The organism is Mycobacterium sp. UM_11, from assembly GCF_001414075.1.
Lineage (GTDB): Bacteria > Actinomycetota > Actinomycetes > Mycobacteriales > Mycobacteriaceae > Mycobacterium.
The window spans coordinates 1-4825 of the sequence record NZ_LATC01000179.1; the positions used below are offsets into that span (position 1 = coordinate 1).

Here is a 4825-nt window from a genome sequence, read left to right on the forward strand (position 1 = left end):
ATGTGTATAAGAGACAGGGATTCTGCGGCGCCACCGCGTCGACGGCGGGATTCCCGAACGCCGGTGCGGGGTCCGGGTAATCGCCGAAAACCGAACGCGCGGCGACATCCTGCGAGCGCATCTGCGCCAAGACCTCGTGTATAGCCTATGTTATGCGCCATAATCGGCCGGTGGAGCGACGACGCAATCGGCATCACGAGGATTCGCCGATGACTACCTTGAAGCAGCTGCCGGCGTTGGTTGTGCTCGAGCGGATTCCGATCCCCGTGCTGGCCATCGAGAACGACGGCGCCATCCTGTTTTCCAACGCCGCGTTCGCCGAGATGATGGGCTACGAGCCGGAAGAGGTCTTGTCGCTCCGGTTCCACCAGATCTTCCATCAGGCGCCGGAGTCGGAGTCGTTGTTATCGGTCGTTCATTCCCTGGCGAACATGGTCGTCGAGCTGGCGCACAAGGACGGTTCGGTGGTGCGGGCCCTGATGAGCAAGTCGGCGGCGATGCGGGCCGACGATCAATTCGTCCTCGCGGCTTTCCAGGATCTGACCGAGCAGTTGTGGCAGGACGACCGCTAGCCCCGGCGTCCGCCGGAGCGGCGCGGTAGGCCGCCGGAAACCATCAGCCGGAAATGGCCGAAAGACGAACCGCTGGACACCGCGAGGCGCGGCAACGCCAGCGGGTCGCAACGACGGTCGGCGAAGCCCGCCGTGGCGGCTAGCGCCCACCGGATGCCGCGGGCGCGCAGTGCGTCCTTGGCGCGGGCGTCGAAATCCCGCGGCCGCCCGTTGGGGTAGGCGAAAACCGTGACGCGCTGGCCGGTTTCGCGCTCGAGTGCCGCGCAGGAATCCGCGATCTCCCGTTCGACCTTGTCGTCGTCGCAGCGGGCGAGGATCGGGTGGGTCACCGAATGCGGGTGCAGTGTCACCAGACCGTCGCCGGCCAGCCCGCGCGCTTCGTCCCACGAGAGCATCCGAAACGGACCACCGTCGCCGTCGTCGCGGTGGCCAAGCGCGGCGAAAATCTCGTCCAGCGCCCTGATCCGGTCCGCGTCGGCCAGGTCCTTGCACGCCGCAACCGCGGCGGCGTAGGCCTTGCCGCGGTTGGTCACCCCGGCGAGCGAGCGAACGCCCAGCCCCAACGCGGCCAGGTCGACCTCGTGCGCGGCGGTGCGGGCGATCGCGAGCCAAAGCCGGTCCGGCCAAAGGATTTCGCCGCCGTCCAGCGGGCCGGTCGCCAGGAACACCGCCGCAGGCAGCCGCAGCTCGCGCAGCACCGGAACGGCATGCGTGGCCAGGTTGCGGGTGCCGTCGTCGAAGGTGATCGCCACCGCGCGGGGCGGCAGCGTCCCCTCGGCAAGCCGATCGAGGGCCTCCCGCAGCGGGAGGACGTTGAAATGCCTACGCAGATAAGCCAACTGACGGCGGTAGCGCGCCGCACCGAGCACGTGCCCGCAGGGCGGCGACGGCGGTTCGTCCTCCACCCCGTGAAACATCACGATGGCGAGCGCGTCGCGGTGTCGCCGCCGGGCCAGCGCCGGCACGCCGGCGGCGCACAGCAGAGCGGCCACGACGTTCTTGACGAGCGCCATCAGGCGTCAAACGCTAACGGCGCCGCCATGATTCGCGTCTGGTGCGCCACACGATCACCGCCGCTCCGACGATCGCCACGGCGACCCAACCCGCGCCGAACCACCATAGCCAGCCGAGGTCCGAGTGGCTCTGCGCCCCGGGGGTCGGAGCGGCCGCGGGCGACCGTTCGACGCTCACCGGGTCCTGCCCGCCCGGTGCGGACACCACCGCAACGCCCTTGAGCCGTTGCCAGCGCTTGTTATCGGCGTTGAGCCAGCGCAGCAGCTCGTCGAGCTGCCCCGGCGCCCCGTTGGAGGTGGCGACCAGCAGTGACCGGCCCTTGTTGAAAACCGTTTGGAGAGAAGCGAACCGGAGACCGGGATCCAGCGTGAGCTTGGCGGGCTTGCCGTCGGATTCGATGGCGTTGACGGTGATCGGGCCGCTGGGCCCCGCGGAAACCGGAAGCGCGACGTTGGAGTGATTCCACCCGTCGGCGGCGATCACGATGGCGGGGTCAGACGAGTCGATCGCCTGTTGCGCGGTCGTGACCGTGGTGTAGATCGGCACGGAGCTTATCCGCTGCAGTCCCACCACCAGGTTGATCGCGCGCACCGTGTCGATCAGCGAGTGGGGCTCGATCCCCACCTGCACCCGGGGCATCAGCGACTGCGGCATCGACTGGAAGCCGTCCGGCACCGGCGGTGCGGCCGGATTGCTCGCAATGATGCTGTCGCCGTTGATGTTCAGATTGAGGAGCTGGTTTCCGGCGCCCGCGGTGTAGAAGTCGCCGCAGTGTCCGATGTTTGCGGCGACGTCGAGAACCATGTCGAGGCTGGTGTAGCGCTGCAGCAGCCGGTCCGGCACGTCGACCCAGCGGTCGATGGTGCCGTGGCCGTCGGTCGGCCAGTGGTCGATGGTCTCCGGGCCGATCGTCACGGCGATCTGTCCGCCGATGTTGCCGGGCGTCGGGGTGTAGGAGCCCTGCAGATGCACGCGCACGTCGTGTATCGATCTGCCGAACCGGGTCTGGTCCAGTCCGATCGACACCCGCGGCTGCAGGGATGTCGCGTTGACGACCGGCTGGCCCAATTCGCGCAACGTGACGCTGCCGCCCAGCTGCTGCAGGCTGGGCTTGAGTTGTTCCGCCGCCGTCTTGGAGGACAGGGCCAGCTGCGACACGTCGTTGAACAGCACGGCGGTGTTCGATTCGTCGGACTGCCCAAGGGGTCCCGACATCAGCAACCACGGCACGCCGGCGGCGCCCTGCAGGGAAAGCCCGTTGTCGGGGCCCTCTTTGACGACGATCTGGCGCTCGAGCGATTGCGGGGGCGTCGGGGGCGCCGCCTGTCCCTCGGCCAGCGGGGTCACGATTATCTCGGGCGTCTGCCTGCCATAGCGCGAGGCCACGGACGCGGCCAGTTGGATCGCCGTGTCGGACTCGTTCGCCGACGGCGATTGCGGCAGAAAGATGGAAAGCTTGCGCAGCACGGGCGGCAGGAAATGCGCCACCGTGGTCGGCGGCAGTTCGACCCCGGTGTAGGTGATCGACCCGTTCGCCAGACGCAGCGGGCTCTCCGGGTACAGGCAGAATCCATCCAACGGCACCAGGTAGGACCGCAACGTCACGGTCATCCACTTGTCGTTGACTTCCGCCCCGGCCAGCGGAATGACGATCGGCGTCTGATCGGCGGTGGGCAGAGTCAATCGGGCGAGGGTGCGCTCGCCCTGGGTCACCGTGAGCTGGCCGGACCGCAGGTTGACCGGCAGTTCGACGGTGGCGTTCAGCGCCGCGGGCGTGAGCCCGTGCAGCACCGGCACGGTCAGCTGTTGGCTGCTCGTCAGCCCCCAGAACTCCAGGGTGGGGGCCGACCCGATGTCGGTCAGCGACAGGGTCGGCGAGTCCGCCGTCGTAACCGGGTCGCCGGGCGCGGCCCACGACGCCGGGGCGCTCATCACCAAAAACCCGGCCACAGCGGCCAGCGCAACCACTTTGCCCAGACGTCTCGGGTACATCACCGGAACAGTATGCATTGTCGAAAGCGCCGCAGCCCCACTTACTTAAATCACCGCCCCTTCGACGGCGAAAAAGGATGCGGCACATCCGGCCCGACTTCGCCTGGGCGCGCGGGCTTACCCGATAAGGGGTTCGGTCGCGGCGTCGGGGCGGGCGGAAATGAACGGGGCGTGGCGCATCACTTCGCGTCCCAGGAATTGCTGGAAGTAAGGCAGCGAGGCTTCCGTCACGGTGCCGGGCAGCAGAAGCTCCAATATTTGACGCAGTCGCTCGGCGACCCCGCCGGCGGTGATCCGCTTCGGATCGCGGCGTGCTATCGCCTTGAATACCAACCGCGTTCCGAACATGGCGCCCACCAGAAACTCGGAGAGCACTTCGGGGTCCACGTCCTTGCGCAGGTCGCCCTCCCTGATCGCTCGCCTCGCCTCGTCGGCGATCTTCACCGCCAGGTCCCCGTAGAAGCTCGCGGCGGCCTCGTTCAATCCGCTTAAGGCAGAGGCCAATTGCTCGGCCGTGCGAACCATTTTGTCGTTATTCAGCACTTCGACGATGGTGAAGGCGCCGTGCAGCAGGTTTTCCAGCCCCGGCGACGACGACCCGCACACGTTCCCGAATGCGGTCAGAAGGGTTTCGGAGCCCTCCTTCAAGATGTCCGACGCCAAAGATTCCTTGGAATCGAAGTGGTGATAGAGGGCGCCCTTGGTCATTCCGGTCCGCTCGATGATCGCGCCCCACCCGGCGGCGGCATACCCGACTTCCCCGAACACCTCGATGGCGGCGTCGAGAATCTTGCGCCGAGTGGCTTCGGATCGGACCTGTCGCGGCACTATTCCTGCACCTCCGGAGTTCGCGTCGGATGCGCGGAGTCGTCTAATTCCACGACCGCAAGTTGCCCAAGGTTAGCAGCCGCAACCGCGACGAGCGGGCGGTCTGACCAACCGCCGCGCGGGTGTTACGCCGAGTCTTCGTCCGTCGAAGTGGAGTTGACGGCGAGGGCCGCACGCCGCCTTAGGAATTGACGGAAGTAGTCGGTGCGGTCCGGTTGCAGAATCCCGACCAGAAGCAGCATCCAGCAGTTCTCCAGGTCGAGCAGGAATCGTTCCGGTTCGTCCAGATTGCTCGTTTTCCGCAGCCCCATGTGCAGGGAGACCATCATGCGTCCCACGTCGTCGGGATCGCAGCGTTCGGCGATGTCCCCCTCGGTGATGGCCTGCCGAACGACTTCCTGTCTCTTATACACATCTCC

General features: G+C 67.1%; 4 protein-coding genes and 1 pseudogene. 1 reads left to right on the top strand and 4 read right to left on the bottom strand.

Annotated features, from left to right (window positions below; genetic code table 11):
- Positions 1–209 precede the first annotated feature (209 nt).
- Positions 210–572, top strand: coding sequence for a PAS domain S-box protein (locus WU80_RS24105; protein WP_055405609.1), 363 nt, complete (start codon positions 210–212; stop codon positions 570–572).
- Here WU80_RS24105 and WU80_RS24110 read toward each other — a convergent pair.
- From WU80_RS24110 to WU80_RS24125, 4 genes and pseudogenes are all read right to left on the bottom strand, one after another.
- Complete coding sequence (locus WU80_RS24110) at positions 569–1585, bottom strand: polysaccharide deacetylase family protein (protein ID WP_055405608.1); 1017 nt, start codon at positions 1583–1585, stop codon at positions 569–571. The genes WU80_RS24105 and WU80_RS24110 overlap by 4 nt on opposite strands.
- Positions 1586–1598: 13 nt before the next feature.
- Positions 1599–3596, bottom strand: a complete 1998-nt coding sequence (locus WU80_RS24115) for a hypothetical protein (protein WP_055405607.1) — start codon at positions 3594–3596, stop codon at positions 1599–1601.
- Positions 3597–3695: 99 nt separating this feature from the next.
- The gene (locus tag WU80_RS24120; protein ID WP_055405606.1) at positions 3696–4406 is read right to left on the bottom strand and encodes a TetR/AcrR family transcriptional regulator; all 711 of its coding nucleotides are present in this window, start codon (positions 4404–4406) and stop codon (positions 3696–3698) included.
- Positions 4407–4531: 125 nt separating this feature from the next.
- Positions 4532–4825, bottom strand: a pseudogene (locus WU80_RS24125) (TetR/AcrR family transcriptional regulator); the annotation flags it as partial.

What these genes read in the sequence shown, in the direction of transcription:
- WU80_RS24110 (WP_055405608.1), bottom strand. Translation starts at nt 1,585, where the DNA reads ATGGCGCTCGTCAAGAACGTCGTGGCCGCTCTGCTGTGCGCCGCCGGC.
- WU80_RS24115 (WP_055405607.1), bottom strand. Translation starts at nt 3,596, where the DNA reads ATGCATACTGTTCCGGTGATGTACCCGAGACGTCTGGGCAAAGTGGTT.
- WU80_RS24105 (WP_055405609.1), top strand. Translation starts at nt 210, where the DNA reads ATGACTACCTTGAAGCAGCTGCCGGCGTTGGTTGTGCTCGAGCGGATT.